30 protein-coding genes are annotated in these 26937 nt (G+C 70.3%); 21 read left to right on the top strand and 9 right to left on the bottom strand.

The features are described from left to right. Positions 1–227: 227 nt before the first annotated feature. The 4 genes from ABZ904_RS24140 to ABZ904_RS24125 all read right to left on the bottom strand — a co-directional run bounded on the left by ABZ904_RS24140 (position 228) and on the right by ABZ904_RS24125 (position 3955). The gene (locus ABZ904_RS24140; RefSeq protein ID WP_359403506.1) at positions 228–1685 is read right to left on the bottom strand and encodes a HAMP domain-containing sensor histidine kinase; all 1458 of its coding nucleotides are present in this window, start codon (positions 1683–1685) and stop codon (positions 228–230) included. After that, positions 1682–2413: a response regulator transcription factor gene (locus tag ABZ904_RS24135; protein ID WP_361825426.1), complete on the bottom strand. Its 732-nt coding sequence runs from the start codon at positions 2411–2413 to the stop codon at positions 1682–1684. The genes ABZ904_RS24140 and ABZ904_RS24135 overlap by 4 nt, the downstream gene beginning before the upstream one ends. Positions 2414–2534: 121 nt before the next feature. Further along, the gene (locus ABZ904_RS24130; RefSeq protein WP_359403500.1) at positions 2535–2780 is read right to left on the bottom strand and encodes a hypothetical protein; all 246 of its coding nucleotides are present in this window, start codon (positions 2778–2780) and stop codon (positions 2535–2537) included. Positions 2781–2818: 38 nt separating this feature from the next. Beyond that, complete coding sequence (locus ABZ904_RS24125) at positions 2819–3955, bottom strand: trypsin-like peptidase domain-containing protein (RefSeq protein ID WP_359403497.1); 1137 nt, start codon at positions 3953–3955, stop codon at positions 2819–2821. 409 nt (positions 3956–4364) lie between these two features. Between ABZ904_RS24125 and ABZ904_RS24120 the strand changes: the two genes are divergently transcribed. Then, complete coding sequence (locus ABZ904_RS24120; protein ID WP_359403494.1) at positions 4365–6161, top strand: trypsin-like serine protease; 1797 nt, start codon at positions 4365–4367, stop codon at positions 6159–6161. A gap of 383 nt (positions 6162–6544) precedes the next feature. Here ABZ904_RS24120 and ABZ904_RS24115 read toward each other — a convergent pair whose 3' ends face one another. Together ABZ904_RS24115 and ABZ904_RS24110 are read right to left on the bottom strand one after the other, a co-directional pair. Beyond that, positions 6545–7570, bottom strand: coding sequence for a LacI family DNA-binding transcriptional regulator (locus ABZ904_RS24115; protein WP_359403491.1), 1026 nt, complete (start codon positions 7568–7570; stop codon positions 6545–6547). Between the two features lie 49 nt (positions 7571–7619). Then, positions 7620–8399 (bottom strand): response regulator transcription factor, encoded by a 780-nt coding sequence (locus ABZ904_RS24110; RefSeq protein WP_359403488.1) that lies wholly within the window; start codon positions 8397–8399, stop codon positions 7620–7622. A 285-nt stretch (positions 8400–8684) separates the two neighbouring features. Between ABZ904_RS24110 and ABZ904_RS24105 the strand changes: the two genes are divergently transcribed. From ABZ904_RS24105 to ABZ904_RS24070, 8 genes are all read left to right on the top strand, one after another. Then, positions 8685–9539, top strand: coding sequence for an alpha/beta fold hydrolase (locus ABZ904_RS24105; protein WP_359403485.1), 855 nt, complete (start codon positions 8685–8687; stop codon positions 9537–9539). A 37-nt stretch (positions 9540–9576) separates the two neighbouring features. Continuing rightward, positions 9577–9831 (top strand): MoaD/ThiS family protein, encoded by a 255-nt coding sequence (locus ABZ904_RS24100; RefSeq protein ID WP_359403602.1) that lies wholly within the window; start codon positions 9577–9579, stop codon positions 9829–9831. Positions 9832–9839: 8 nt separating this feature from the next. After that, complete coding sequence (locus tag ABZ904_RS24095; protein ID WP_360993104.1) at positions 9840–10979, top strand: hypothetical protein; 1140 nt, start codon at positions 9840–9842, stop codon at positions 10977–10979. 174 nt (positions 10980–11153) lie between these two features. Continuing rightward, positions 11154–11888, top strand: coding sequence for a DUF2993 domain-containing protein (locus tag ABZ904_RS24090; RefSeq protein WP_360993101.1), 735 nt, complete (start codon positions 11154–11156; stop codon positions 11886–11888). Between the two features lie 200 nt (positions 11889–12088). After that, the gene (locus tag ABZ904_RS24085; protein WP_355139345.1) at positions 12089–12169 is read left to right on the top strand and encodes a putative leader peptide; all 81 of its coding nucleotides are present in this window, start codon (positions 12089–12091) and stop codon (positions 12167–12169) included. Between the two features lie 137 nt (positions 12170–12306). Further along, positions 12307–13152 carry a sulfurtransferase gene (locus tag ABZ904_RS24080; protein ID WP_360993098.1) on the top strand — a complete coding sequence of 282 codons (846 nt, stop codon included), beginning with the start codon at positions 12307–12309 and terminating at the stop codon, positions 13150–13152. Between the two features lie 42 nt (positions 13153–13194). Then, positions 13195–13482 carry a DUF1416 domain-containing protein gene (locus tag ABZ904_RS24075; protein ID WP_134033173.1) on the top strand — a complete coding sequence of 96 codons (288 nt, stop codon included), beginning with the start codon at positions 13195–13197 and terminating at the stop codon, positions 13480–13482. Between the two features lie 120 nt (positions 13483–13602). Then, positions 13603–13860, top strand: a complete 258-nt coding sequence (locus ABZ904_RS24070) for a DUF3099 domain-containing protein (RefSeq protein WP_359406063.1) — start codon at positions 13603–13605, stop codon at positions 13858–13860. A 30-nt stretch (positions 13861–13890) separates the two neighbouring features. On the opposite strand, the gene ABZ904_RS24065 is transcribed toward ABZ904_RS24070, so the two are convergent. Further along, positions 13891–14253 (bottom strand): DsrE family protein, encoded by a 363-nt coding sequence (locus ABZ904_RS24065; protein ID WP_360993093.1) that lies wholly within the window; start codon positions 14251–14253, stop codon positions 13891–13893. A gap of 231 nt (positions 14254–14484) precedes the next feature. Here ABZ904_RS24065 and ABZ904_RS24060 point away from each other — a divergent pair, with 231 nt between their 5' ends. From ABZ904_RS24060 to ABZ904_RS24035, 6 genes are all read left to right on the top strand, one after another. After that, positions 14485–15207: a hypothetical protein gene (locus ABZ904_RS24060; protein ID WP_361825420.1), complete on the top strand. Its 723-nt coding sequence runs from the start codon at positions 14485–14487 to the stop codon at positions 15205–15207. Beyond that, positions 15204–16082 (top strand): hypothetical protein, encoded by an 879-nt coding sequence (locus ABZ904_RS24055; RefSeq protein WP_359406056.1) that lies wholly within the window; start codon positions 15204–15206, stop codon positions 16080–16082. The genes ABZ904_RS24060 and ABZ904_RS24055 overlap by 4 nt, the downstream gene beginning before the upstream one ends. Continuing rightward, positions 16079–17002: a hypothetical protein gene (locus ABZ904_RS24050; protein WP_359406053.1), complete on the top strand. Its 924-nt coding sequence runs from the start codon at positions 16079–16081 to the stop codon at positions 17000–17002. The genes ABZ904_RS24055 and ABZ904_RS24050 overlap by 4 nt, the downstream gene beginning before the upstream one ends. Positions 17003–17245: 243 nt before the next feature. After that, the gene (locus ABZ904_RS24045) at positions 17246–17821 is read left to right on the top strand and encodes an FABP family protein (RefSeq protein WP_359406050.1); all 576 of its coding nucleotides are present in this window, start codon (positions 17246–17248) and stop codon (positions 17819–17821) included. Positions 17822–17837: 16 nt separating this feature from the next. Further along, on the top strand, positions 17838–18275 hold the full coding sequence (locus ABZ904_RS24040) for a transcriptional repressor (RefSeq protein WP_359406047.1): 438 nt from the start codon (positions 17838–17840) through the stop codon (positions 18273–18275). Between the two features lie 10 nt (positions 18276–18285). Beyond that, complete coding sequence (locus ABZ904_RS24035) at positions 18286–19251, top strand: folate-binding protein (protein ID WP_359406044.1); 966 nt, start codon at positions 18286–18288, stop codon at positions 19249–19251. A 3-nt stretch (positions 19252–19254) separates the two neighbouring features. Here ABZ904_RS24035 and dtd read toward each other — a convergent pair whose 3' ends face one another. After that, positions 19255–19680, bottom strand: a complete 426-nt coding sequence (gene dtd, locus ABZ904_RS24030; protein WP_359406042.1) for a D-aminoacyl-tRNA deacylase — start codon at positions 19678–19680, stop codon at positions 19255–19257. Positions 19681–19941: 261 nt separating this feature from the next. Here dtd and ABZ904_RS24025 point away from each other — a divergent pair, with 261 nt between their 5' ends. The 4 genes from ABZ904_RS24025 (at position 19942) to ABZ904_RS24010 (ending at position 24866) form a co-directional block, all read left to right on the top strand. Then, entirely contained in the window at positions 19942–20544 is a 603-nt protein-coding gene (locus ABZ904_RS24025) for an AmfC protein (protein ID WP_359406039.1), read from the top strand. Positions 20545–20681: 137 nt separating this feature from the next. Beyond that, positions 20682–21662 (top strand): asparaginase, encoded by a 981-nt coding sequence (locus tag ABZ904_RS24020; protein WP_359406037.1) that lies wholly within the window; start codon positions 20682–20684, stop codon positions 21660–21662. A gap of 685 nt (positions 21663–22347) precedes the next feature. After that, on the top strand, positions 22348–23604 hold the full coding sequence (locus ABZ904_RS24015; RefSeq protein ID WP_359406034.1) for a GNAT family N-acetyltransferase: 1257 nt from the start codon (positions 22348–22350) through the stop codon (positions 23602–23604). Positions 23605–23963: 359 nt separating this feature from the next. Beyond that, positions 23964–24866, top strand: a complete 903-nt coding sequence (locus ABZ904_RS24010) for a winged helix-turn-helix domain-containing protein (protein ID WP_359406031.1) — start codon at positions 23964–23966, stop codon at positions 24864–24866. Between the two features lie 28 nt (positions 24867–24894). Here the strand turns inward: ABZ904_RS24010 and ABZ904_RS24005 are convergent, their stop codons facing one another. After that, entirely contained in the window at positions 24895–25083 is a 189-nt protein-coding gene (locus ABZ904_RS24005) for a hypothetical protein (protein WP_359406028.1), read from the bottom strand. Positions 25084–25312: 229 nt separating this feature from the next. On the opposite strand from ABZ904_RS24005, the gene ABZ904_RS24000 reads away from it, so the two are divergent. Together ABZ904_RS24000 and ABZ904_RS23995 are read left to right on the top strand one after the other, a co-directional pair. Continuing rightward, positions 25313–26191, top strand: coding sequence for a winged helix-turn-helix domain-containing protein (locus ABZ904_RS24000; RefSeq protein ID WP_360993075.1), 879 nt, complete (start codon positions 25313–25315; stop codon positions 26189–26191). Beyond that, positions 26140–26928, top strand: coding sequence for an HAD-IA family hydrolase (locus tag ABZ904_RS23995; protein WP_359406022.1), 789 nt, complete (start codon positions 26140–26142; stop codon positions 26926–26928). Before ABZ904_RS24000 ends, ABZ904_RS23995 begins: the two co-directional genes overlap by 52 nt. Positions 26929–26937 lie beyond the last annotated feature (9 nt).

Below are 26937 nucleotides of genomic sequence, written 5' to 3'. Positions count from 1 at the left end.
GCGCACTGATCGACGCGCCTGACCGAAGGCCCGTTCCCGCCACCGGCGGGGACGGGCCTTCTGGCGGGCGGAGCCAAGCAGACCGACGGCAACCTGGTACTCGTACATGTCACTCTTCCGAGCGAGACTATGGGCCCGCGCTGAGGCGACCTCGCGGGACCGGGGCCACGACGCGCAGCAGTCCCGCCGGGTTCCTGTCGACGCGCGGCGGTGAAGGGGCGGCCGGATCAGGGAAGTTCGCCCGGTGCCGTCTCCGGCGGTGCGATCGACGCCCCCGGCAGCCGTACCGTCGCCACCGTGCCGCCGCCCTCGGCCGGCCGCAGGGACACCTCGCCGCCCGCCTGCTGGACCGTGCGGGCCACGATCGACAGGCCGAGGCCGGAGCCCGGCAGGGCGCGGGCCGAGGGAGAGCGCCAGAAGCGGTCGAAGACATGCGGCAGTTCCTCGGCCGCGATTCCCGGGCCGTGGTCGCGGACCGTCAGAGCGCCGCGCAGCAGGGAGACCTCGATCGTGCCGCCCTCGGGGCTGAACTTCACCGCGTTGTCGAGGATGTTCACCACCGCCCGCTCCAGAGCGGTCGGCTCGGCCTGTACGTACCACGGCTGGAGGGTCGCCGTGATCGACAGCTCCGGACCGCGCAGCCGGGCGCGGCGCAGCGCGGACTCCACGATGTCCTGCATCTCCACCACCTGCGCCTTGCCGGCGTGCTGGTCCTTCTCGGGACGCGAGAGTTCCTGCAGGTCCCCGATGAGTGAGGCCAGTTCCGTCATCTGTGCCTTCACCGAGGCGAGCAGCGCCTTGCGGTCCTCCGCGGGGAGCGGGCGGCCGGTCTCCTCGCTGCGGGTGAGGAGTTCGATGTTCGTCCGCAGTGACGTCAGCGGTGTGCGCAGTTCGTGGCCCGCGTCGGCGATCAGCTGTTGCTGCAGTTCGCGGGAGCTGGCGAGAGCCGAGGTCATCGAGTTGAAGGAGCGGGACAGCCGGGCGATCTCGTCCTCGCTCTCCTTGTCCACCGGGATGTGCGTGGTCAGGTCCTCGGTGCGGGCGATGTGCTCGACGGCCTCGGTGAGCTTGTCGACGGGGCGCAGGCCCGCACGGGCCACGGCCAGTCCGACGGCTCCGGCGGCCACGACGCCGAGGCCGGAGACGATGAGGAGGATCACGGCGAGGTCTTTGAGCGTCTTGTCCGTGTCCTTCAGCGGGTAGGCCCGGAGCAGGGCGTAGCCCGGGTAGAGCTGCGGGCCCGCCGGGCCGTCGCTCAGCAGGGGGGTCGTCAGCACCCGTACCGGGTTGCCCTTGCTGTCGGTGCTGTTGTGGAGGATGCCGTGGGTCGGGTCGGCGGCGATCTCCGTGTCGCTGTCCGTGACTTTCACCAGGCCGGCGGAGTTCTGGTAGACGCAGACCTGCCCGGTCGCACTGACGACCTGCGTGTAGTAGATGTTGACCTCGGGGCCGCGGTCGTCCTGCGGGGACGGGGTGGTCGTGCACTCGGCCCGGACGCTCGCCAGGCCTCCGGCCCGGACCGGTCCGCTGTTGCTCCTGAGGTTGCTGTCCACCTGCGCGTACAGCTTGCCCTGCACGATGAACCAGCAGCTCATCGACACCGCCGCCACACCGAACGCCACGGCCGCGGCCACCAGCAGGGCCAGCCGTGAGCGGAGTGGAAGTGAACGGACCCGCTTGATCACTCGGCGCCGCCCTGCCGCAGGACGTAGCCCACACCCCGGACCGTGTGCACGATGCGCGGCTCGCCGCCCGCCTCCGTCTTGCGGCGCAGGTACATCACGTACACATCGAGGGAGTTCGACGACGGCTCGAAGTCGAAGCCCCATACGGCCTTCAGGATCTGCTCACGGGTCAGCACCTGGCGCGGATGCGCCATGAACATCTCCAGGAGCGTGAACTCGGTGCGGGTCAGCTCCACCGGCCGTCCGCCGCGGGTGACCTCACGCGTGGCCAGGTCCATGCGCAGGTCGGCGAAGGTCAGTGCCTCGTCCTCCGGGGCGCCGACCGCGGCGGCGGCGTACGAGCTGCGGCGCAGCAGGGCGCGGATACGGGCGAACAGCTCGTCCAGTTCGAACGGCTTGACCAGGTAGTCGTCGGCCCCGGCATCGAGGCCGGTGACGCGGTCGCCGACCGTGTCACGGGCGGTGAGTATGAGGATGGGTGTGGTGGTGCCCGCGCCGCGCATCCTGCGCGCGGCGGTGAGGCCGTCCATGCGCGGCATCTGGATGTCCAGGACGACCAGGTCGGGCTGGTAGGCGGTCGCCCTCTGCAGCGCGTCCGCGCCGTCCACGGCGACCTCGGTGTCGTAGCCCTCGAAGGCGAGGCTGCGCTGGAGTGCTTCGCGCACCGCCGGCTCGTCGTCCACGATCAGGATGCGCTGGGGTTCACGGTCGCCTTCGGCGGGGCTCATGGGTGTGGTGTTCCTCGAGATGCGGTGGGACGGGGCTGCACACATTCAGCCTCGCACGTTTCCCGGCGGGGGACGGAAAGGACGGCTCGGGCTTTTCGCCGGGGACTCCTGGGCGGGGGGGTCAGCCCAGGACCGCGGTGAGGCGGTTCAGCGGCACCTTGCGGCGGTGGACGCGTGCCGCGCTGGTGCGCAGGCCCATCAACTGCGGCACCGCGACCTCCGGGACCCGCGGCTCGGGCGTCTTCACCACGATCCTCCGCGAGGTCCGTGCCGCGGGCGCGTGGAGTTCGTACGCCACGGCGAGGGCCAGGGAGACCCCGGCGGGGCCGACGGGAGTGGTCGCCTCGTGCAGAACCTGCTTGATCATGTCGTACTCCTTACCGATCGCCCGGCGGGACGCCCGCTTCAGCTCTGGGAGCCGGAGCGCAGTTTCGCCAGGTCGGACTTGACGGTGTTGATCGGGATGGCGAAGCCCAGGCCGACGCTGCCGGCGCTCGACGAGGTCGAGTCGGAAGCGTCCGAGTACATCGCCGAGTTGATGCCGATGATGTTGCCGTTCATGTCGATCAGGGCGCCGCCGGAGTTGCCCGGGTTCAGGGACGCGTCCGTCTGGATCGCCTTGTACGTCGTCGTGGACGAGCCTGTGTCGCCGTTGAACTGCCGGCCGCCGAACTCGAACGGCCACCGGCCGTTGCCCTGATCCTGGTTCTCGTCGGTCGAGACCGTGACGTCGCGGTCGAGGGCGGAGACGATGCCGCTGGTGACGGTGCCGGTCAGGCCCTCGGGGGAGCCGATGGCAACGACCGTGTCGCCGACCTGGATGCCGTCGGAGTTGCCCAGCGTGGCGGTCTTCAGGCCGGAGGCGCCCTGCACCTTGATCAGCGCCAGGTCCTTGTTGCTGTCGGTGCCGACGAGCTGGGCGGGGTACGACTTGCCGTTGCTCGTCGTCACCTTGATCGAGGAGGCGCCGGAGATGACGTGGTTGTTGGTGATGATCTCGCCGTTGCCCGTGATGATCACCCCGGAGCCGGTCGACTCGCCGGCGTTCGAGGTGGCGCTGATCTCCACGATGCTCGGGCTGACCGCGGCGGCGACTCCGGCCACCGTGCCCCTCTTGCTCGAGGGCACCACGGTGGTGCTGGTGGAGCTGGAGGAGACGGTGGTCTTGCCGGTCAGCTCCTGGATGCCGTAGGCCGTGCCGCCGCCGATGGCCGCGGCGACGATGGCCACAGCGGCGACGAGGGCCAGCGGGCCCTTGGCGCGCTTGTTCGGCGTGGGCGCCCCGGAACCGCCGGGGACCGCGGTGGGGAGAGCCGTGTCACCGCCGTTGCCGTCGCCGCCGTGACCCGTGGCGGCCTGCCGGCCCGGCCACACCGTGGTCCCCGGTTCGACGGTCACCGGCTGCGCCGGCTGGTACGCCGGCGGGGGCGGCCACTCGGGGTTCACGGGGGAGGAGGTGCGCTGCTGCCCGGGGTGTGCGAACTGGTGCCCGTCACCCTCGGGGTACTGGTACTCGCCGCTGCGGCGGTAGCTCTCGGTCATGTAATAGAGAGTGTCCCGGGATCATGAGAGCCACCTGAGTCGTCCCTGAGAAGCCCGACAGAACCGTGTATGCCCGATTTAAAGGCGGCTCGGAGTCGCTCCAGGTCGCTGTGAGAGCGGCTCCGACGGGCTCGGGCCCGGGAAGGGTGTCCGGGGTGCGAGGGGCCCAGAGAATCGCGACACCGAAGGTCAAGGAAACATCAGGTGTCCGACGGGCGAACATTTGTCTGACGCCTGTGCGATGAGTGTGCGAGGGAACTCCCGGGGCCTACGATCATGGCGCCGGAGGGGGGCTCCGCGGTTTCGCCCGACCGTACAGCGCTGCCATGCCATGCGTGCGCTGCGTCGGGCCGGTGTGTCGTTTGCCCTTCTCGGGCCCGTTTCTACGACATCACCCCAGGAGCCCTGAGTGATACGTGCCTTGCGCGGCCGCTGGAGACAGCCCGCCACAGCGCTCTCCGGGGCCGCCCTCGCGCTGGCCCTCGCCGGCGCCGGCGCCCTGGCGGCCCAGCCGGCCGCCGCCGCGGGCGGACTCCCGAAGCCCGGAGTACTCCGGCAGCAGACCACCACCCCGAAGCCGAAGGCCTCGGACAAGGAACTGCGCGACCGACTGCTCAACGCCGCCAGGAAGCAGGCGGCCCAGAACACGCAGCAGAAGCGACAGGCCGCCACCGGGGCACCTGCCGCCACCACCGGGTCGAGCAAGGTGTCCCCGTTCATCATCGGCGGCACCGAGACCACCATCGCCTCCGCGCCCTGGATGGTCCAGCTCGGCTACTACGACCCCGCCACCGACGAGGGCTACTTCTGCGGCGGCACCCTGGTCGCCCCGAACAAGGTCCTCACCGCCGCACACTGCGTCGCGGGCCTGAACTGGGCGAAGAACGGCACGGTGCTGGCCGGTGCCACCGCACTCGACGACTACGCAAGCGGAACCGTCGCGGGCGTCATGCGTCAGTGGAGCCACCAGCACTACAACCCCGACACCGTCCAGAACGACATCGCCGTCCTCACCCTGGACCGCCCGCTGGAGCAGCGCTGGCTGCAGCTCGCGGCCTCGAACGACAGCACGCTGTACCGCGCGGGCACGAGTGCCACGGTGTACGGCTGGGGCCTGACCGCGGGTGGCGGTTCGGATCTGTCCGCCAACCTGCGCAAGGCCACCCTGCCGCTGGTCGCCGACTCCACCTGCAACTCCGCCATGAATTCGGTCCTCGGTGCGGACTACTTCCGCGAGGGCTCGATGATCTGCGCCGGCACCCCGGCCACGGGCACCGACGAGGGCACCAAGAGCACCTGCAACGGTGACTCCGGCGGCCCGCTGGTGGTCGGTGGCAAGATCGTCGGCATCGTGTCGTGGGGCGTCGAGGGCTGCACGGCCCAGGGCGCCTACCCGGTCTTCACCAAGGTCTCCACGTACACCGTGGGCGCCCAGCCGCGCATCGACGACGCCGACCTGTCGTACGACGGCCGCGCCGACCTGCTGGCCCGTACGCCTTCGGGCGGTCTGTTCGAGCTGGACAGCAAGGGCACCTCGCTGGGGCGGGCCGCCTACCAGAGCAAGGGCTGGCAGACCATCAGCTGGGGTCTTCAGGCCGACCTGGACCGGGACTACTACCAGGACCTGATCATCCGCGACAAGGGCGACGGGAAGCTGTACCGCAGCTACTTCGACCACGCCTCGCAGGAGTTCACCTGGATGCAGATCAGCACGGTGTGGGGCGGCTACAAGTCGTACGCCATCCCGGGCGACATGACGGGTGACGGCCGCCCCGACCTGGTCGCGGTGGACTCCGACGGCTCCGTGTACCTCTACCCGGGCAAGGGCAACGGCCAGTTCAACGCCAAGATCAAGGTCGTCAGCAAGTCCTGGAAGGGCATGAAGATCTTCGGGCGCGGCGACTTCTCCGGCGACGGAAAGGCCGACCTGCTGGTCCGCTACCCGAACGGCACCCTGTACCTGTACCGCGGTACCCAGCAGGCGCACACGCCGTGGTCGCCCAGGATCCTGGCACGCACCGGCTGGAACTTCACCCAGTACGTCACCAACGGCGACGTGACGGGTGACGGTATCGCCGACGTCATCACCCGTGACTCCAGCGGCACGCTGTGGCTGTACCGGGGCACGAACAAGGCCTCCACCGGCCTCTTCGGCGCCCGTATCAAGCTCGGCACCGGCTTCAACGGCTACAACCTGCTGTTCTGAGCGCGCTGCACGCAGCGTCTGTGACGGCCCGCCGGTTCACCGGCGGGCCGTTCCGCGTCCCGGACACCCGGCGGCGGCACCTCACTGCGGCGACCGGCCCTGGAAGGGCCGGTGTTCAAGGTCCGAGTCGTCAACCGACAGCTCCGCCGGGCGATCTCTCTCCGGGCCGGGTTGGGGAAGGTCCGCGCGGAGGTGAAGTCACCGCGGAGCGGGCGGAGTCCGAGCAGTTCACGGAACCTGAGCGGTTCACGGAGCTCGAGGAGTTCGCAGAGGAGCGTTCCCTCAGCGAGGAGAGAGCAGCCGTCGCACGCGGCAAAGGGCACGGCTCGATCAACGGTGCCCGCGGCAGACGCGCTCCGGCGGGGTGACGGCCGGCCCCGGGTTCAGCCCTCGCACCCGCAGGAACGCCGCACGACCAGCCTGGACGGGAACAGCTTCAGCCGCTCCCGCCGGGACCCGGCGACCCGCAGCCCGTCGTCCAGTACCAGGTCGACGGCGGCCCGGGCCATCCCCGAGCGGTCCGAGGCGACGGTCGTCAGCGGCGGGTCGGTGAGCGCGGCTTCCTTGACGTCGTCGAAGCCTGCCACCGCCAGCTCGCCCGGCACATCGATGCGCAGTTCGCGCGCCGCCCGCAGTACACCGATCGCCTGGTCGTCGGTGGAGCAGAAGACGGCCGGCGGACGGTTCGGGCCGGACAGCAGTTCCAGGGCCACCCGGTAGGCGTCGTAGCGGTTGTACGGCGCCTCGAAGAGCCGGCCCTCGGTCGGGATCCCGGCCTCCTGCATCGCGCGCCGCCAACCTTCGACGTGGTCGGAGACCGGGTCGCCGACCGCCGGGGTCTGCGCGGTGCCACCCACACAGGCGACGTACTCGTAGCCGTGCTCCAGGAGGTGGCGGACGGCGAGCTGGGCGCCGCCGAGGTCGTCGGTGACGACGGCGACGTCGTCTATCGCCTCGGGCCGCTCGTGCAGCAGCACCACCCGGGCGTCCCACGCCTCGATCTCGGCGGCGGCGTGGTCGTTGAGCGCGTGGCTGACGAGGATCAGGCCCGAGACGCGCATACCGAGGAAGGCCCGCAGATAGTGGACCTCGCGCTCGGCCACGTAGTCGGTGTTGCCGACGAGGACCATCTTCCCGCGCTCGGCGGCGGCCTGCTCGACCGCGTGCGTCATCTCGCCGAAGAAGGGCTGCCGCGCATCGGGGACGATCATGCCTATGAGGTCTGTGCGCCGCGACGCCATGGCCTGGGCCACCCGGTCGGGCCGGTACCCCAGTTCCTTGATCGCGGCGAGGACACGCTCGCGCGTGGCCGGGGCGACCGGCCGGGGTCCGTTGTTGATGACGTAGCTCACGACGGCGGTGGACGTGCCCGCCAGCCTTGCCACATCGTCCCGAGTCACCTTGGCCACGCGCGGAGTCTACGCGGATGGACCGCCCCTGGGCAGGGCGTACGAGGTTCTATGCCTCAGCCGTGACCTCGGCCGCCGACACGGCTGCCGCCTCGTCCCTCTCCTGCGGTTTCGGCTGGGCCGCCCTGGCCCTCGCGTCCTCCGCCCCGCGGTCCCCCTTCTCGGGGGTGACGAACCGGTAGCCCACGTTGCGCACGGTGCCGATCAGCGACTCGTGCTCGGGTCCGAGCTTCGCCCGCAGCCTTCGTACGTGGACGTCGACCGTGCGCGTACCGCCGAAGTAGTCGTAGCCCCAGACCTCCTGCAGCAGCTGGGCGCGGGTGAAGACACGGCCCGGGTGCTGGGCGAGGTACTTCAGGAGCTCGAACTCCTTGAAGGTCAGATCCAGGACGCGGCCCTTGAGCTTGGCGCTGTAGGTCGCCTCGTCGACGGAGAGGTCGCCGTTGCGGATCTCCATCGGGGAGTCGTCGTTGACGAGCTGCTGGCGACCCATGGCAAGACGCAGCCGCGCCTCCACCTCGGCGGGACCCGCGGTGTCCAGCAGGACGTCGTCGGTGCCCCAGTCGGCGGTGACGGCCGCGAGGCCGCCCTCGGTGACGACGAGGATCAGGGGGCAGCCGGGGCCGGTGGACCGCAGCAGCTGACACAGACTGCGCACCTGAGGGAGGTCCCGGCGTCCGTCGATCAGGATGACGTCTGCGCCCGGGGTGTCGACCAGAGCGGGGCCTTCCGCCGGAGCCACTCGCACGTTGTGCAGGAGCAGGCCGAGAGCGGGAAGCACCTCCGTCGACGGCTGAAGGGCATTGGTCAGGAGCAGCAGAGAACTCATCGTGCCTCACCCGCCTTGGTCCACATACGTCCGTGCACGGTTCGCTCGCCCATAACGTCTGGTTCCTCCTCGGTCCCTGCGAGTGGGGCACCTCCCACGCCCTGAGGCCGTGGGGGAGTCTGCGGCACTGCTTCGTACGGTGGTGAATCCCGCGCCCGGGGACTCGCCTATGCGTTCCACGGCCCGTACACCAGCGGTTTCCCGCTTCGTATACAACGCTTCCGAAAGCACAAAAGGACCCGGGGGCTGCGCTGCCCGAGTCCTCTGCCCAGCAGAATAGCCCACATGAGCACTGGTCGGGCAGGTCATACGGCACCATCCACGATTGGTCCGCACTCTGAGACGGCACGTCGGGGGCCGGTACGGACGTTCCTGCGCACGGCCGACGGGGTGTCGATCGACGCCGCATACGATCCGGGCCCTCTTGCCCACGACACCGGACGTGCACCTTCCGGCCACCTCGGGGATCTCGTGATCGTCGTCGCGCACGGCTTCACCGGGGATCTGGAGCGGCCCCACGTCCGCCGGGTGTCCGCCGCCCTCGCACGTCACGGCGCCGTGGTCACCTTTTCCTTCCGGGGCCACGGGGCGTCCGGGGGAAGGTCCACGGTCGGCGACCGCGAGGTGCTCGACCTGGCGGCCGCGGTGCGATGGGCGCGCGAGCTGGGGCACACGCGGGTGGCCACCGTCGGCTTCTCGATGGGCGGGTCCGTGGTGCTGCGGCACGCGGCGCTCCATCAGGAAGGAGCGCAACCGGACGCGGTGGTGTCCGTCAGCGCTCCCGCGCGCTGGTACTACCGGGGCACCGCCCCCATGCGGCGGCTGCACTGGCTGGTGACCCGTCCCGCAGGACGCCTGGTGGGCCGCTACGGTCTGCGCACCCGTATCCAACACCGCGGCTGGGACCCGGTCCCGGTCTCGCCCGTGGAGTCCGTCCCCCTGATCGCGCCGACCCCGCTGCTGATCGTGCACGGTGACCAGGACGGCTACTTCCCCCTCGACCACCCCCGGATGCTGGCCGAGGCCGCCCCCGGACACGCGGAGCTGTGGCTGGAGCCCGGCATGGGCCACGCCGAGCACGCCAGCGACGACGAGCTGCTGGAGCGGATCGGCGCATGGGTCGTCTCCCGTGCGGGCTAGCCTGACCGTGTTCACCACGACCGAGTTGAGGAAGCAGATGGCAAAGGGCACGGTGCGCTACTGGGCCGCCGCCAAGGCCGCGGCCGGGACCGCCGAGGAGCCGTACGACGCGATCACGCTCGCGGAGGCGCTCGACACGGCCCGCGAGCGACACCCCGGCGAACTCGTCCGCGTTCTGCGGCGATGCTCCTTCCTCGTCGACGGTGATCCCGTGGGCACCCGTGAGCATGAGACGGTACGGCTGGCCGAGGGCGGCACGGTCGAGGTGCTCCCGCCGTTCGCAGGAGGATGAGCGAAGCGATGAGCAACCAGCCGTACGAGGGCTACGACGCGGGGTACGACCCCTATCAGCAGCAGCCCCACCCGCAGCAGGCGCAGCAGCAGGGGTGGTACGACCCGAACGCCGCGTATCCGCAACAGCAGCAGCCCTACGCGCAGCAGTGGGAGGGGCAGCCCTACGGGGCCGCACAGCCCCTGCCGCCCGAGGCCCAGAGCTACGGGCCGCACGGTTACCCGGCGTCCGGCGCCGACGGCCGCGCCCATCCGTCGGGCCCCGGCGGCACGACCGCCCAGGGCGGCGGCTGGGCGGCAGCAGCCCAGGGTGGCGGCTGGGCGGCGGACCAGGGCGGCGGCGGTACCCGGACGACGACCGTGCCCCAGGCCCCGGTCGTCGACGTCTCCGCCCTCCCCGCCAACCAGCGGGCCCGGCTGGAAGGACGTTCGCCGATCATCGAACCCGGGCTGCAGCCCGCCGCGCTGACGGCCGCGCTGGGGGCGCTGCTGGCCGGGGGCGCGGCTCTCGGGACGTACGCCCTGGTCGTACCGCTGGTGATCCTCCAGGGCGTGACGGCCGCGGGGTGGTTCCGGCTGAACGGCATGTGGCCGGCCCGTCAGGGCATCGCACTGGCGTTCCTGGGCGCGGTCACCGCGGACGTCGCGCTGCTCGTGGCAGGCCGGGAGCACGCGCCCGCCGCGATCCTCGGCACCCTCGGCGTGTGGGTGCTCCTCGCCCTCGTCCTGCAGCTGCGGTCGCACGCCGACCCGGACACGCGGATGCACGGCCTGATGGCGACCGTCGCCTCGGCCGCCCTGTCGATCGCCGCGGCCGGCCACCTCGCGGCCGCGCCGCACGCCGTCACCGTGGGCGGCGTGGCGGTCGCGGTGACGGTCCTCGCGCGGGCGCTGCCGCTGCCGACCGCGGCCTCCGTGGTCGTGGCCCTGCTGGCGGCGGCGGGTGCGGGTATCGCGATGGGCGGCGCCACCGGCCTCGGCAGCTCCGGGGCCTTCCTCGGTCTGGGCGCGGGCGCGTGCGCCCTGATCGGCCACCGGGTGGCCTCCTACGACTATCCCTCGCGCTTCGTCCACTTCACGGCGGGCGTCGCCCTGCCGCTGACGGTGGCGGCGCCGGTGGTCTACCTGCTGGGGCGTGCCATCGGCTGACGGTGCCCGGCCGTGCGCGCCCGTTCGTACGGTCGGCCACCGGATGCGTGTATGTCACAGGTGATCGACAATTCGGCGGCCGCCCGGCCGCGCAGGGTTACAGTCGCGCTCGGCGGTCACCCGGCCGTCAGCGACCGCCGTTGTCGATGACGGCGAGGTGGGGGAACACCGAGAATGCGCGCACTGCGGACACTGCTGATCGTCGCCGTCGTCCTGGGCGTTCTCTTTGTGATCGTGGACCGCGTCGCGGTGCACTTCGCGGAGAGCGAGGCCGCCGACAAGCTGAGGACCACCCAGAACCTGGCCCAGACCCCGGACGTGTCCATCAAGGGCTTCCCCTTCCTCACCCAGATGGCGGGCGGTGAGCTGGACGACGTCGAGGTCGGTATCAAGAACTACCAGGCACCCACCGGCGAGGGCGGCGAGCAGATCCGTATAGACGATCTGAACGCGGACATGAAGGACGTGAGGTTCTCCGGGGACTACAGCTCCGCCACCGCGGCCGACGCCACCGGCACCGCGCTCATCACGTACGACGAGCTGCTCAGGACGGCCAAGGCCGAGCCGACCCAGGCGGGGCCCGGTCTGACCGCCCGCGTGGTCGGCCTCTCGGACGGCGGCAACGGCAAGCTCAAGGTCGCGGTCGAGCCGACCTTCCTCGGCAAGAAGCTGCCCACGGTCTACGTGCTCAGCTCGGTCACCGTGCAGAACAACAAGATGAAGGTGCACGCCGACTCCCTGCCCAAGATCGCGGGCGTCGCGCCGGCCGAGGACCGGATACGGGCCGTCACCGACTTCCAGCAGGCGATCGACCAGCTGCCCGGCGGCATACGACTGGACCAGGTGCAGGCGGCACCCGCCGGTGTGGAGGTCACGGTGAGGGGTTCGGACGTCAAGCTCGCGGGGTAGTACGACACATGGCCGTGGACGGCGGGTGTCCGTAGAGCGAGACGCCCGCGTCCGTACGGCAGATGGGACGACGGCCCGGGACGCCCGGGGCGGCGCCGTGGTAGTCGTGTCCCTCGATCGCTCCCATATCGTGGACGATCGCATCTCACCATGTGACACCCCGGTGACACGTCCGGCGATCCGTCCCTACGATCGACACCATGCAGCGACAGGCGGATCTCACGAAGCGGCGGGCAGTAGACCTGTGCCGTGTCGCCGCCATGCTCTGTCGCACTTCCTGAACGGGAGAGCGGTCTCCCGCATCCCCGGCCCCGGACCTGACACCGGGCCATCCGTGTGCCGTGTACGCCACCGCCAAGCCGCGTATCACACCCTTTCCTTGCACACCCCGCCGCAACTGCCCCGGAGGAGAAAGAGCATGAGCCGCAGCGACGTCCTGGTCGACGCCGACTGGCTGCAGGAGCACCTGGACGACTCCGACATCGCCGTCGTCGAGGTCGACGAGGACACGTCGGCCTACGACAAGAACCACATCAAGAACGCCGTCCGGATCGACTGGACGAAGGACTTGCAGGACCGGGTCCGCCGCGACTTCATCGACCAGGCCGGCTTCGAGAAGCTGCTGTCGGAGAAGGGCATCGCCAACGACACGCTGGTGATCCTCTACGGCGGCAACAACAACTGGTTCGCTTCCTACGCCTACTGGTACTTCAAGCTGTACGGCCACGAGAACGTGAAGCTCCTGGACGGCGGCCGCAAGAAGTGGGAGCTGGACGCCCGCGAGCTGGTCGACGGCACCGAGGTGCCCGCGCGTCCGGCCACCGAGTACAAGGCCAAGCCGCAGGACGCGTCCATCCGCGCCTTCCGTGACGACGTGCTCGCCGCGATCGGCGTGCAGAACCTGGTGGACGTCCGCTCGCCCGACGAGTTCTCCGGCAAGCTACTGGCTCCCGCGCACCTGCCGCAGGAGCAGTCGCAGCGTCCGGGCCACGTCCCGACCGCCCGCAACATCCCGTGGTCGAAGAACGCCAACGACGACGGCACCTTCAAGTCGGACGAGGAGCTCAAGGAGCTCTACTCCGAGGAGAGCGTCGACCTGTCCAAGGACACCATCGCGTACTGCCGCATCGGTGAGCGCTCAGCGCTGACCTGGTTCGTCCTGCACGAGCTGCTCGAGGTTTCGAACGTCAAGAACTACGACGGCTCCTGGACCGAGTACGGCTCCCTCGTCGGCGTCCCGATCGAGCTCGGCGCCGCCAAGTAACCCGGGACCCCCGGACCTACCGACCTACCGAAGGAAGTACACATGTGTGGAGCGAAGGCCGGCGGCCCCGACGCCTCGACGATCAAGCCGGGTGAGACCACGATCCAGGGCCAGGTGACCCGCGACGGCGAGCCGGTCGTCGGGTACGTGCGCCTGCTGGACTCGACCGGCGAGTTCACCGCCGAGGTCCCGACCTCGGCGACCGGACAGTTCCGCTTCTACGCGGCCGAGGGCACCTGGACCGTACGCGCCCTGGTGCCGGGCGGCACCGCGGACCGCACGGTCGTCGCCCGGACGGGCGGCCTCGCGGAGGTCGCCATCGCCGTCTGACGGCACTCCACGACGGTCCGAGGGACCGTGCGTGCACGGCTGAAGGGCCGCATCCCCGGGGGTTGGACGATCGCCGACAGGGGTGCGGCCCTTCTGCATGTGCGGGCATAGCCTGGAGGTATGTACGCACGACGGCGTCACGTCTACTTCGCCATGATGGCCACCTGCATCGGGTTGTTCGTCCTGGCCTGGGGAGTCGTACGGCTGTGGTCCATTCCCGCGGCCGTGGGGATGTGCGTGGTCGCGATGGTGATCCCGCCGCTGGCGGCCATGGTGGCGAACCGTCGCGGCCCCGACGACCGCTGGTGGGACGACCCGTCCGGGGACCCGAAGTCCGACGAGTGGTGGGACGAGCTGGACGGCAAGAAGCGGCACTAGCCGGTGTCCGGCGCCCTTGCCGGGCACGCCTCAGTACACGAGTGCCTGGGTGTCCTCCGCCAGGGCCTCCTGGACGAACAACTGCGAGCCCGCGATCCGTACGCCGTCGATGACGTCCTTCTCCGTGATGTCGCGGCGGGCCGCGCACTGGGTGCACAAGGTGATCCGCCCGGCCGCCATGATCGCCTCGATCAGGTCGGGCAGCGGCGCCGCGTGCGGAAGCTCGAACTCCGCGGCCCGGCCCGGCAGCGCGAACCACGAGGACTCACCGGTCAGCCAGAGCGAGACGTCGACTCCACTGGCCACCGCGACGGACGCCACGGTGAACGCCTGGGAGCAGCGCTCGGGTGCGTCCGATCCTGCCGTCACTTTGATCACGAGCTTCTTCGCCATGCCTGAATCGTAATCAACTCCTTTACAACTCCTAACGTTACCCATGGGTCTCCTGTGAGGCGCGGACACAAGATCGCGCTTCACGTTCCGTGGGGGGACGTCTTGGAAGAACAGGAAAGACCCGAAGAACAGCCGGAAAGTCCCGTCGTGGCACCGGAAACACCGGAAGCGCGGGTGCCGGAAGCTACCGAGGGTCCGACCGGAGGTTGGGAGCAGGCACCGGACGGGCCCGTGGACGGCGCACCCCGCCGTCGTCGGCGCGGCCGGACCGCCATGCTCATCGGCGGGGCAGCCGTCCTCGGCATCGTCGCCGGCACCTGCACGGGCTATGTCGTGCAGGCGGGCCGTACGCCCACGCCGCTTCCGCCGCTGTCCCAGCCGGTGGTCAAGCAGGCCAAGGGAGAGGTGGAGCCCCTGTCGGCCGCGCAGGACCGCCGTGTGAAGACCGACGGCGACCTGCGCAAGCTGCTGGTCGAGCGGCCGGCCGGGGCCCGGAAAGCCCCGTTCTCGGTGAGTGACGACGGCTGGCTGAGCCTCGCCTCGTACGCGGAGACCTACGAGAAGCCGGGCGAGGCCTTCACCGACCAGATCGCGAGCGAGTTCCGGCGTGCGGCCATCACCTCCTGGCGGACGACCGACACGCACTACGTCGAGATCCACCTCGTCCAGTACCGGCAGGAGGAGGACCTGGACGCCGCGGATCAGGCGGAGAACGGATCGTACTGGGCGGAAAGGGACTCCGGCTCGCACGGCTGGCCGATCCCCGGTACGGGCGACGGCATGGCATACCTGGACTCGACGCCCGACCAGAAGCCGGGCTACCTCCCGTTGTACTCGGCCGAGGCGCACGCCTGGCGCGGTGACATCTCCGTCGACGTCTTCGTCACCGACACCAAAGCGATCACCAAGAAGGAGATCATGAGCTTGGCCGAGCAGCAGATGGGACGGCTGTGAGCGAGAACCCGCAGAGTCCCGTACCCGTCGGACCGGGGGACGAGGCCGGACAGCCGGGGCTCGTGGCCCCGGCCGGAGAGCCGCCCGTGGCGCCGGAGGCGGCCGCACCCGACGCCGCGCGACCCGCGCGCCGCCGCCGCGTCGGCGCGATCGCCGGAAGCGCCGTGCTGCTCCTCGCGGTGCTCGGCGGCGCCGGATACACCGTGGTCACCGTTCAGAACGCCGACCGCGATCCGGGCGCGCCGGTCTGGCGCCTGCCGGAGGCCAAGGCGGAAAAGAAGGTCCATGCCGAGGCCACCGGCCTCAAGGGCATGCTGCTGCCCTTCGGTACCAGTGGCTACGGCCGCGGTCCGGACATGGGCGAGTTCGGCTCGGACGCCGAGCTGAGCGGCGGGCAGGCCACCGAGCTGCGCAAGGAGTCGCTCCGCACCCTGCCCCGCTCGCAGCGGCTGCGGCTGGAGAAGGAGATCGACAAGCAGCACATCCAGGGCATGGCGATGCGCAGCTACCTCAGTTCGGAGAGCGCGACCGCCTCCACCGCGTACGCGGAGGACGCCTTCACTGTCGAGATCGTGCTGTCCCGGATGGAGAGCCGACGGACGGTGCGTTCCATCGCGGCCTTCCAGCAGGAGTTCCTCGGCGCCATGAAGGTGTTCCGGGCGGGGCCGACGATCGAGGGTCACAAGAACGCCCGCTGCTTCCTGCCGCCGACAGACCGCGACGAGAAGATCGACCTCATGGTCTGCTCCGCGTACGAGGGCGATGTCCTGGTCAGCGCCACCGTGTCCGGGGCCAAGCCACTGGACAAGAAGGGTGCGGTGGCCCTGCTCCGCGCACAACTGGACCGCATCAAGGACCCAGGGGAGGCGGTATGACCGAGCAGCAGACCACGGATCACCCGGTGGTGCCGGAGAGCCCGATGGATGCCGCGGCCATGCAGCCGATGGCCGCTCCCCCGGTGCCCGAGGCGGCTCCGGCGGAGGCCGGCGGTGCCGGCGCGTTCGCCGTCGCCGGGCCGCCGCCCGCGAAGAAGGACCGCAGGGTGCTGAGGGGCGTGCTGCGCTGGACCGCGGCGGTCGCCGTCTTCGCGGCGGTCGGCGCGTCCGCGGCGTTCGGCATCGCGAGCATGGACCGTACGGACGTGCCCGGCCTCGCCACCGAGGCGGACGGACGCTGGACCTTCCCCGAGATCGTCCGGCCGCCGCTGCCGTCCGGCAGCCCCGGTCCGTTCGCCGAGGCCAACGCGACCGGTTCGCACTACGCCGACCTGCGTGCCCTGGTGCTGCCCGCCCCCGCGGGAGCCCAGGAGGACAAGGCCCTGCGCGGGAAGGACGGCTGGCTGCCGACCGAGGACTTCCTCGCGGAGTACTCCGGCAAGCAGGACCGCAAGGAGTTCGGCCAGCGGCTGACCGACCACGGTCTGCGGCACATCGCGGCGCGGGGCTGGACCACGCAGGACGGCACGCACACGCGGATCTACCTGCTCCACTTCGACACCGCGACCGTCGTGGACGACCTCGCTTCGAACAAGTTCGCGAGCTTCAACAGCCTGGAGTACGCGATCCGTGACGCTCACGACTCCGTCATGGACAGCGCCTTCCCCGGCGAGGCCCGGATCAGGGACATCTCCCGATCCGTCTACGTCGAGCCCAAGCCGTACGGCGCCCAGCAGGTCCGTCAGGCCTACCTCCGCGCCGGTGACGTCTTCGCCGTGATCATCCAGTCCCGCAAGGGCACCACCCCCGCCGTGCCCTTCCAGCAGACGGTGACCCTGCAGACCGAGTTGCTCGACTGAGCCTGCGGGCACCTCGCCAAGAGGGCTGGGCCCCGGCCTACTAAGCTGGGACCCAGCCCTGTGCACGTACCGCACCCTGCTCAACCGAGGAGCACCCTGTGGAGATCTTCTTCGAAACCCTGCTGGTCCTGGTCTGCCTCGGCGTGCTCGCCTTCGCCGGACTGACCGTGAAGAAGCTGTACGAGGGCCAGCGCTGAGCCCCGTACCCCCGGTGTACACGACCTCCACGACGAAAAGCTGCTCATGATCGAGATTCCGTCCGACCTCCACAAGGACCTCGTCCCTCTGGCCTTCCTGCTGGGCAACTGGGCAGGAGCGGGCGTGCACGACTTCCCCGGCTCCGAGAAGTGCAACTTCGGCCAGGAGGTGTCCTTCACCCACGACGGGCGGGACTTCCTCGAGTACCACTCCCGCAGCTGGGTGCTGGACGGCGAGGGGAACAAGGTCAGGCCGCTGGAGACCGAGGCCGGCTACTGGCGGATCGACGCGAACCGCAAGGTCGAGGTCACCATGGTCCGCGACGACGGGGTCGTCGAGGTCTGGTACGGCGAGCTGGCCGTGAAGAAGCCGCAGATCGACATCGCCACGGACGCCGTCGCCCGGACGGCGGCATCCGGTCCGTACACCGGCGGCAAGCGGCTGTACGGATACGTCAACAGCGATCTCATGTGGGTGGGTGAGAAGCAGACCCCCGAGGTCCCGCTGCGTCCCTACATGTCGGCCCATCTGAAGAAGGTCGTCACCCCGGAGGACGTCGAGCGCTGGGCGAAGGCGCTGCCCGACGACCTTCCGGACGACGGGATCGCCTTCTTCAAGTAGTTCTAGACTTTCCAATGTGGTGAGCACCGACTGGAAGAGCGATCTGCGGCAGCGCGGCTACCGGCTGACCCCGCAGCGGCAACTCGTGCTCGAAGCCGTGGACACTCTGGAGCACGCGACCCCCGACGACATCCTCTGCGAGGTGAGGAAGACGGCGTCGGGGGTCAACATCTCCACCGTCTACCGGACCCTGGAGCTCCTGGAGGAGCTCGGTCTCGTCAGCCACGCCCACCTCGGGCACGGCGCGCCGACCTACCACCTCGCGGACCGGCACCACCACATCCACCTGGTCTGCCGTGACTGCATGAACGTCATCGAGGCCGACCTCGACGTGGCCGCCGAGTTCACCGTGAAGCTCCGCGACACTTTCGGTTTCCAAACCGATATGAAGCACTTCGCGATCTTCGGCCGGTGCCGGGACTGTTCCCTCAAGAATTCAACTACCCCATCGTAGGCTGGACGGTATGAAGAGTCCTCTGCTGTCCCTGCCCGGCGCCGTCCCCGGCGAGGGAGTGGACGAAGGCGTCGCCGCCCACTACGGCGACCTGTTCCGCGAGCAGCGTGCGCTTGCCGACGGCTCCGGATTCGTGGATCTCTCGCACCGCGGCGTCATCGCCGTCAGCGGCGAGGACCGGCTGAGCTGGCTGCACCTTCTGCTCACCCAGCACGTCAGCGAACTGCCGCCCCACCAGGCCACCGAGGCGCTCGTCCTGTCCGCGCACGGCCACATCGAGCACGCGCTGTACCTGGTCGACGACGGCAAGACGGTCTGGGCCCATGTCGAGCCCGGCACCCAGGCCGCCCTCGCCGCCTACCTGGAGTCGATGAAGTTCTTCTACCGGGTCGAAGTCGCCGACCGGACGGACGACTTCGCGGTCGTGCACCTGCCGGCCGGTTCGATCGCCGAGGCACCCGAAGGCGTCGTGGTCCGTGAGACCCCGCACGGCCGCGATCTCTTCCTCCCGCGCGCCGACCTGGAGTCGTACGCGGAGAAGAACGGTCCCGCGGCCGGGCTGCTCGCCTACGAGGCGCTGCGCGTCGAGCACCACCGCCCCCGCCTCGGCTTCGAGACCGACCACCGCACCATCCCGCACGAGCTGGGCTGGATCGGCTCGGCTGTGCATCTGCAGAAGGGCTGCTACCGCGGCCAGGAGACGGTCGCCCGGGTGCAGAACCTGGGCAAGCCGCCGCGCCGACTGGTCTTCCTGCACCTCGACGGCAGTGAGGTCCACCTGCCGCCGCACGGCACCGAGCTGCACCTTGCGGACGAGGGCCCGGACGGACGCAAGATCGGCTTCGTGACGACCTCGGTACGCCACCACGAACTGGGCCCGATCGCCCTCGCCCTGGTCAAGCGGAACGTCCCGGTCGACGCCCGGCTGGTCGCGGACTCGACGGCGGCGGCTCAGGAAGTAATCGTGGAGCCGTAGGGCTCAGATCTCCAGCAGTACGGTGAACGGGCCGTCGTTCGTCAGTGACACGCGCATCTGCGCACCGAACCGGCCCGTCGCCACCGTCGCGCCCAGCGAACGGAGTTGGGCCACCACCTCGTCGACGAGCGGCTCGGCCACATCGCCCGGGGCGGCCGCGTTCCAGGTGGGGCGGCGGCCCTTGCGGGCGTCACCGTAGAGCGTGAACTGGCTGATCACCAGCAGCGGCGCGTCGATGTCGGAGCAGGACTTCTCGTCGTGCAGCATGCGGATCGACCAGAGCTTGCGGGCGAGCTGGGCCGCCTTCTCCTTGGTGTCCTCGTGCGTGACCCCGACGAGCACGCACAGGCCCTCACCGCTGATCTCGCCGACCGTCTCGCCGTCCACGACGACGCTCGCGCCGTCCACCCTCTGCACCACCGCACGCATGCCGACCATCATGCCGTGTCGCTCGAGGACACCGGGAAGCGGCCGTCCACGGTCCCCGGGTCTTCTCGCCACGGCCCACGAACGCATCCGCTCGATGTCCTGCGTTGATCTCTTAAGAGGGGATTCTTATCGGCCCCCAACCCCTCCATCCGGGGCAGATCAGGGACACTCGGTCACATAGCGGCCACTTCGGGTGGCACGATGCGTGTGTTGCGGCGCATCCGTGGGGGGTGCCGCTCCGGTCGAGGGGACGGTAAGTACATGAGCACAGCCAGTGCCGAGCAGCGGCCCGGAAGTGTGGCGCCCGCCGCCCGTACGGGAAACGCCGGGGAGTGCCGGGCGCCCGTGCAGCGCACGGACAGCCCGTCGCCCGCGGACCTGCCCGGACCCGACCTGTCCGCGCTGCTGCTGACCGAGCTGCGCGCGCTGCGCCGGGACGCGCAGCGGGACGAGGCCGATCTCAGCTACGTACGGCGGCTGCTCCAGGGCCGGATCGACATCCTGCGGGCGGAGCTCGCCCGGCGCGGCGGACGGATCCTCGAAGGGGTCGTGAACCGGCTCCCCGAGATCCTCAGGGACGCGCCCGCCCGCAACCGTTCCTCGGCCCGCCATGTGACGGTCGGCACACCGCACGGCGAGGAGTACCGGCGGCTGGCGGCCGAGATGCTCGCCGAGGTCGAGCTGTCGGACCTCCAGGCGCGTACGGACGAGGAGTTGGGCGCGGGCATGGGCCGACTCGTGCGGTACGAGCGGCAGGTCTCCCGGCGGCGGCAGCAGTTGCAGCGCACGGCGGACGACTGCAGCGCCGAAATCGCACGCAGGTACCGTGAGGGGGAAGCACAAGTAGACGACCTGCTCATGTGACGCGGAGGCCCCGGCGAACCCGGGGCCCCGAGTGTGCACGGCGGCCCCGGGACCCCGGCGGCCGCCTGCGACGCCGTGCCGGGTGGACCCCGCGGGCGGCACCGGGGCGGGTCCTCCCGTCCAGAAGGCCACCGCCCATGACGACGTCCGTACAGACCCTCCCGTCCGCTCCGTCCTCCGTGTCCCCGGTGCTCGCCGAGGTGGTGCGGTCCGGGTTCGTCGAGGGGCGGCACCGCGGAAGCCTGGTGCTGCTGGCAGCCGACGGTTCCGTGGAGTTCGCGATCGGGGACGTGAAGGCCCCGGTCTTCCCGCGTTCCTCCAACAAGCCGATGCAGGCCGCCGGCATTCTGCGGGCGGGCCTCGACCTGAATGGGGAACGGCTCGCGATCGCTGCCGCCAGCCACTCGGGCGAGGCGTTCCACCTGGACCTGGTGCGCACGATGCTCACCGAGCACGGTCTGACCGATGAGCGGCTGCAGTGCCCGCCGGATCTGCCGCTCGACCCCGCGGAGGCGGAGGCGTTCCTGGCCTCCGGCGCCGTCCGCGAGCGGGTCGCCATGAACTGTTCCGGCAAGCACACCGCGATGCTGGCGGCCTGCGCGCTGCGCGGTTGGCCGATGGACTCGTACCTCGATCCTGCGCACCCGTTGCAGCAGCTGATCCACTCCGTGGTGGAGGAGGCGGCCGGGGAGTCCGTGGCGGCGGTCGGTACGGACGGCTGCGGGGCGCCGCTGATGGCGATCAGCCTCGTCGGTCTGGCTCACGCCTTCCGCTCCTTCGTCCTGGCGGCGCCCGGCACGCCGGAACGCCGCGTGGCGGACGCGATGCGCGCCCACCCGGAGTACGTGGCGGGCACGCGCCGTCCCGACACCTGGCTGATGCGCGAGATTCCCGGCGCCCTGTCGAAGATGGGCGCGGAGGCGGTCCAGGCGGTGGCCCTCCCGAACGGCCGGGCCCTGGCCTTCAAGGTGGATGACGGCGCGACGCGGGCACTGGGCCCGGTCCTGGCCCGCGCTCTGAACCTGATGGGCATCGACGCCCCGGTGGTGGACCGCATAGGCAAGGCACCGCTGCTGGGCGGGGGGCGTGAGGTCGGGGAGATACGAGCGGTGTTCTAGGCCGTTCGGTGGTGCGGCCGTGGCCTCGTTCTTGAGCGAAGGGCCTTGAGGTGACGGCGTGCGCGGCCGCTGGCCGGCCCGCCCACCCGGCCGTGCCGCCCCCGTCCTCGGCCGGTCCGGCGGACGGCGGCTCCTGGGCGGTCGGGGCCTCCTGGGCGGACAGGGGCGCCAGTGCGGGACGGGGCTCCTGGGCGGCTGGAGGCCCTTCCGGTCCGGGGCTCGGCGCGTGCCCGCAGGCGGCCAGGCGGCCGAGGCCCAGGGGGTGTCCTGGGCGGCGCCCCGGGACGGGGCTCCTGGGCGGCTGGAGGCCCTTCCGGTCCGGGGCTCGGCGCGTGCCCGCAGGCGGCCAGGCGGCCGAGGCCCAGGGGTGTCCTGGGCGGCGCCCCGGGGCGGGGCTCCTGGGCCGGCCGGAGGCCCTTCTGGTCCGGGGCTCGGCGCGTGCCCGCAGGGGGCGAGGCGGCCGAGGCCTGCGGGGTGTGCGGGACGGGGCTCCTGGGCGGCCGGAGGCCCTTCTGGTCCGGGGCTCGGCGCGTGCCCGCAGGACGCCAGGCAGCCGAGGCTCGCGGGGTGTCCGGGGCGGCGCCCCGGGGCGGCCGGCAGCGAGGGCGGTAGGGCGGCACCGCCCTGCTTCGCGCGCGGGAAAATCCGCGCGACACCCTGCTGACCGTCCCCCTAGCGTGTTCCCATGAGCCGCAGCGAGGACATCGACGTACGCCCGATCACCGAACCCGAGATCCGGGACTGGAGCCGCGCCCTCAGCACCGGCTTCCTCCAGCCCCCGCACCCCTCGGACCACGACGTCGCCGACTTCGGCACGTACGTCATCCCGTCCCGCACCCTCGGCGCCTTCGACGGCGGTCGCTGTGTGGCCACCTTCCGCTCCTTCCCGCAGGAGCTCACCGCCGTCGGGGGCGCGCCCGTCCCCGCCGACGCCATCACCAACGTCTCCGTCACCGCCACCCACCGCCGCCGCGGCATCCTCAGCCGCATGATGGCGCGGGACCTCGCCGCAGCGAAGGAGCGCGGTGACGTGGTCGCCACACTCATCGCCGCCGAGTACCCCATCTACGGCCGCTACGGCTTCGGCCCGGCCACCCACGCCGCCGAGTGGACCGTGGACGTCCCGCGTACCGGCCTCGACCGCCACCGCCCCGCCCCGGACGACGGCGGCCGTATCGACCTCGTGGACGGCTCCGACGTACGCAAGCTCGGCCCCGAGCTCCACGAGCGCCTCCGCCGCAGCCGGCCCGGTGTGGTCAACCGCGACGAGCGCTGGTGGCAGAGGCACACGGGCGTGATCCGTCTGGACGCCCGGCCCTGGACCGAGCCGTTCTACGCCGTTCACCGCTCCGCGTCCGGCGAGGTCGACGGCCTCGCCACGTATGTGTGCGACGACCACTGGGGCGACGACAAGAGGCCCCTGAACACGGCGAAGGTCAGAAGCCTGATCACCACCGGCCCGGCCGCCGAGCGTGCCCTGTGGCACTACCTCTGCTCGATCGACTGGGTCACCGCGGTCAAGTCGGGGTACCGGGCCCCGGACGATCTGCTGCCGCACCTCCTGCCGGACCCGCGCGCCGCGCGTCTCACCACGTACGCGGACTGGTTGTGGGTGCGGATACTCGACGTCGCAAGGGCACTGGAGGCACGCACGTACGACGCCCGAGGCACGCTCGTCCTGGAGGTCGTCGACGCGGCGGGGCCGGCCTCGGGCCGCTACCTGCTGGAGGCGGGACCGGACGGCGCGACCTGCGTGCCGACCGACCGGGGGCCCCATCTGACCATGTCCGTGGCCGAGTTGGCGACGCTGTGGCTGGGCGACGAGTCCGCGGTCCGGCTCGCGGCGCTCGGGCGCGTGCGGGAACAGCAAAAGGGCGCCGCCCTTGTCGCCGACGCCCTGCTGCGTACATCCAGGCGACCGTGGTGCCCGGACATCTTCTGAGCCCTCGCGGGCCCTTCGGTGGCACTCCTTCCGTGCGAGTGGTGGCATTCCTTGCTGTGCATCCGTAGCGATTCAGTTGTGGTTGTGAGGGTGCGGGCGATGGCGACCGACCGAGCTCCCGGCTCCCCTCCGGAAGGGAGTCCGATCAGTCGTCTTGCCGGCTTGAGCACCTGGCGTTCCCGTCCCGGGAACGTGACCAACCTCCCGAAAGTAGGACCATGTCTCGCAAGGCCGCTCAAGCTTGCTCAACTCGCCGAAGTTGGCGACCAACTTCAATTGAGTTATCTCCAGCTTGAGTCGTCTCATAACCACCTATCGCTGAACTGCCCAAAGATGGCGTGAAGTTGTAATGTTTCGCCGTGGAGCCGGAAGGTGCCGCCGTCAACGGGCGGGAGAGGTCACAACGGCCACAGCGGTCACACCACGACGTGGCCGACGAGCTGCGCAGCCGGATCAGGTCCGGAGCGCTGCGGCCGGGCCAGCGCATGCCCACGCAGGCCAAGCTGGCGGACGAGTTCGGCGTGGAGCGGGGAGCGGTGCGCCAGGCGCTGCGCATCCTGCAGTCGGAGCATCTGCTCACCAATGTGTCCAAGGGCAGCCCGGCCACCGTCGCACGGTTCGTGGGCGGGGTGCCGTCCGGCCTCGAGGCGACGCCGCAGCCCACGATGGTGGCGCTCGCCCCACGGATATCCGCCGCCTTCGCGGCTCCGCACGTGGAGATAGACGCCCTGTGCCTGACATCGGTGTCGCTGACGCTCGCGATGAGCGAGCCGTTGCGCGCGATTCACGCGGGGCGCATCAAACCGGCCAAAGTCGATGTGCGTGTCCTGCTGCCGAGCGGCCGGATCGAGTTGGCGTTCCCCGCGCCGGTGGAGGACACGGGCGACGGCCGACTGCGCCGGCGCTGGCTGGCCCAGCGCAACGCACAGGGCCAGGTACTCAGACACAACCTGCTGACACTGCGCAGCACGCACGGCATCGATGTACACGTGTCCTTCCGCGCGCTGCCCTTCACTCCCCCCGTGAAGCTGTACCTGCTCAACGGGGCGGAGGCGCTGTTCGCCTACTACACGGTGACCCGCCGCGGCGCAGAGATCGACCACAAGTACCTGGAGATGTACGACGCGGAGGGCACCCAGTCCATGTTGTTCCCCTTCGCGCAGGGGACGGGCCTACGGGACACGACCTTCGTGGAGCAGTCGCATCTGTGGTTCAACGCGCTGTGGGAGACCATCAGTTCGGAGCTGGAGTTCGAAAGCTAGCCGCCCCCTTGTTCGCGGGGCGGGTTGTTCACAGGGAGGGCTGGGTGACCGTCAGGGCGAGGACCACGGCCCCGACGGAGCTGCAGGTGGGGCTCTTCGCCTTGACGCCGACGGTGAGCAGCAGCAGGCCGATCACGCCCATCGTGCCGTACTTCCACTGGACGAACTGGTCGAAGCCGACGACGAAGAGGGCGGAGAGGAGTGCGAGGGCGGGCACGGCGGCACCTCTTTCCTGAAGTTCGGATCTCCCAGATCCGGGGGACGGGGCAGCGGGGGAACGAGCCGTGTGCATGGGATGACTACCTGCGGTTGATGGGCGAGAGGAGGCAAATCCTCCGCCAACTCGGTAGAGTTGGCTACCAACTCCATGGAAGTTATCCCCAGTTGGTATCTACTTATAAACAATCATCAGACAACTCCACATAGATGGACGTGGGTTGTAGCGTTTGGTCGTGACCCAGGAGAACGTCGCAGTGAACGGCAGCAGAAGACTCTCGCCACAGGAGATCGCCGACACGTTGCGGGAGCGCATCCGTACCGGCGACCTGAAGACGGGCGACCGCCTGCCCACCCAGGCCGAGCTGGCCGAGGAGTTCGGAGTGGAGCGGGGCACGGTCCGCCAGGCCCTGCGCGCCCTCCAGGAGGACGGCCTGCTCAGCAATGTCACCAAGGGCAGCCCGCCCAGGGTCGCGCAACCGCAGCCGGTCAGGGACGAGCCCCAGCCGACGATGGTGGCCCTGGCCCCGCGGCTGACGGAGGCGTTCGCGGCGCCGCACGTCCGTATAGACGCGGCCTGTCTGACCGCGGAGACGCTGATGCTGGCGCTCGGCGAACCGGTCCGCCTGATCCACGAGGGCCGTATCCGCCCCCAGTCGATCGACGTGCGGATCCTCCTGCCCTCCCGGGACATCAACCTGGCGTTCCCGATCTCGGTCAAGAGCGCCGGCGACGAGGACCCGGTCCACCGGCGCTGGCTCGAGCAGCGCAACGCCCAGGGCCACGTCCTGCGCCACAACCTCCAGGCCCTGCGCCCATCGCACAAGATCGACGTCCATGTGGCGTTCCGGGCGCTCCCCTTCACACCACCGGTGAAGCTGTACCTCCTCAACGGTTCGGAAGCCCTGATCGCGTACTACATGCTCACCAAGCGCGAAGAGGAGGTGGAGAGCCAGACCCTGGAGATGTACGACACCTGGGGCACCACGTCCCTCCTGTTCTCCTTCGAGCGCAGGACGAGCCAGCGGGACGCGGCGTTCGTCGACCAATCCCAGAAGTGGTTCGACGCCCTCTGGGAAACCATCACGACGGACCTGACACTCTCCTAGTGACTCCTGACACGACGCAGACTGATCCGGTGACAGAACTGACGGAACAACTCCGCGAACTGATCACCAGCGCGCGCTTCGTCCTCTTCGACTTCGACGGGCCGATCTGCCGGCTGTTCGCGGGCTACTCGGCGTCGGAGATCGCACGGGAACTCGTGGAGCGACTGGAGGCGCAGGGGCTCCTGAGGCTGCTGACCGAGGAGGAGAAGGAGGACCCCGACCCGCAGGCGGTTCTGCACGCGGTGGATCAGCGGCACCGGGGGAGCGACCTGGTGGCCGACCTGGAGGAGATGCTCACCCAGCGGGAACTGAGGGCCGTCTCCAGCGCGCAGCCCACCCCGTACGCCGACCCGCTGATACGCACCTGGACCGCGCTCGGCGCACGGCTCGCTGTCACCACCAACAACTCCGCGCGGACGGTCTCCGCGTACCTGACGCATCGCGGACTCGCCGAGTGCTTCACCCCGCACATCTACGGCCGCACCCACGAACTCCACCAGCAGAAGCCGGACCCGTACCACCTGAACCGGGCCCTGCAGGCGATGGGAGCGGCCCCCGGGGCCACCCTGATGATCGGGGACACCCCGTCCGACTTCCAGGCCGCTGAACAGGCGGGCGTGCCCTTCCTCGGCTATGCGCGCAACGAGGACAAGGAGAAACTCCTCAGCGACGCGGGCGCCCTGGTGATCGTGCGCTCGCTGGAGTCGGTGCTACGGGTCCTGCGCGCACAGGGCTGATCCGCCGCC

The sequence above is a fragment of the Streptomyces sp. NPDC046900 genome, assembly GCF_040644975.1.
Lineage (GTDB): Bacteria > Actinomycetota > Actinomycetes > Streptomycetales > Streptomycetaceae > Streptomyces.
The sequence above is the reverse complement of the archived record's forward strand: the minus strand, read 5'-3'. Positions and strand labels throughout refer to the sequence as shown.